General features: G+C 48.0%; 2 protein-coding genes. One reads left to right on the plus strand and one right to left on the minus strand.

The window, feature by feature from the left end:
* Positions 1 to 315 precede the first annotated feature (315 nt).
* A complete protein-coding gene (locus tag ABZT49_RS10475; RefSeq protein WP_355285967.1) occupies positions 316 to 564 on the plus strand; it encodes a hypothetical protein in 249 nt (82 codons plus the stop codon).
* Positions 565 to 1,442: 878 nt separating this feature from the next.
* On the opposite strand, the gene ABZT49_RS10480 is transcribed toward ABZT49_RS10475, so the two are convergent.
* Positions 1,443 to 1,648, minus strand: a 206-nt coding sequence (locus ABZT49_RS10480; RefSeq protein WP_355285969.1) for a hypothetical protein, incomplete at its 5' end; no start/stop codon positions are given.

Genomic DNA, 1,648 nt, shown 5'->3' on the forward strand with positions numbered 1-1,648 from the left:
CCGTCTTGGATGTCGAAAAAGAAACGCGGCATCGCATGCTCCGCTCGTGTAACCCGGGAGCGCGCATGTCTCACAGCCGCCAAGGGGCAAAACAGGTTTTGGCGATGATGTGCCCTTATCTCGAAAGAAATCGAGGTGCATTAACATAAAGCAAGCCAGGTGGATCGCAGCCGCTGCCCCGCCTCCCGCAAGACCGATGCGTGAAAATTTCTGCCCGACTATGGTCGTTTTAGCTCACTAAGCGCGTTGCGTTAAGCGAACCCACCTGCCGTGAGTGACAGTGGGCGTAGCGTTCAGCGTGGGAGACGAAAAACGATGTCCATCACATACGACGAAGAATGGAAGCCCGGCTCCGACAAACATTCAAGCGTGAGGCAGGTTTATCGCGATGGGAAGCGGCTCGGCCGAGTACGATCCTGGAAGGCAGAAGATCCTGGCGAGTTGACTGGCGAGTGGTTCACTATCGAACGATGGGAGAAGGGTCTGCATGTTCCTCAAGAAGGAATGTATGTTGATTTCCAAGAGGCTCTGGAGCGGGTCGCGCTCTACAATGTAACTCACTAAAAGTAAGCGCTTGTGTCATCAATTCTGGCATTTTCCACCTAAGTGCTCTTTCATATTTCTTATGCTAAAGCAAATTTCAAAAAAATTTACGATTAATCTATTTTAGTTTCGTTGTCTCAGATTTACAAACACAAGGCTTAAAAGGTCCAAAATTATAAATGGCAATAAGTGGTCTGGTTTGCTCTAGCAGCTTACGAGATTTTGCTATGATTTCATACGATGATTCAATTAGCCAGGCATCGTATTCTGAAGCTGTGAAACGCTTGTGAGATGACATTGCCATGACAGCGCTCCTCGCGATGCAGGCGGGAGCGCACGTCTCTCTCGGCCACCAGCGCCTACAGGTTAAAACGGCTGGCGATGGCGGTATCCTGCGCCTGCATTGCGGATTATTCAAGTGAGGTGGCACAGAATATTTGTAAATAGATCAGAAAATTGAGTCCATTTGGCATCTTGTTGGACAGTTCTATGACATGCAGCGAACGCATCTCGGACTTCGTCAATCAGACGCGTGTCTTCCACATCACCTTGCGCCCTTCCAGCAGTAGTGGCGCGATTGAGGCAGGCGGCGAGGGGGCTGGATGAGAAAGCAGATCGGCACTCCATCCTCCCGCTGAGCCAGTACTGTCAAACTGCGCCGCTCCGACCATAGCCCAGGCGCGCATGCGAACTTATCCAGAATGCTTGGCTCAAGAAAACTTGCTCAAGAGAGATCGGTGACCCTCAAGGATAATCCGCTTTGTCTACGATCGAGCTCGTGACCTCATTGCCGCGAACATTAATGATGAAGTGTAAGCGCTTCGTTGGAATTGCCTGGCGATCTTACATCTTCGCGCCGCGTTCAGGGAAATTTTCTCTCTCACATATTTGTTTTCTATCTAATGAATGCTAGCAGACGATATTTTGTATTTTGTTCTTAGTTTTTTTAATATCATAATTACATAATCAGCAAGCATTACGTCTTCTACATCGGAAGTTTCTTCTGTATCCATTACAAAACTAGCCATGCTGTTATCATCATCAATATCTTTGAATTCAATCCAAAGCAGATTGTGGCCGCAAGGAAAATTCTTGATCTGTTGTA

This window comes from Methylobacterium sp. EM32 (assembly GCF_040593685.1).
In the GTDB taxonomy this organism is placed as follows: Bacteria; Pseudomonadota; Alphaproteobacteria; order Rhizobiales; family Beijerinckiaceae; genus Methylobacterium.

Coding starts and splice junctions, on each gene's coding strand:
- ABZT49_RS10475 (WP_355285967.1), top strand. CDS start 316: ATGTCCATCACATACGACGAAGAATGGAAGCCCGGCTCCGACAAACAT.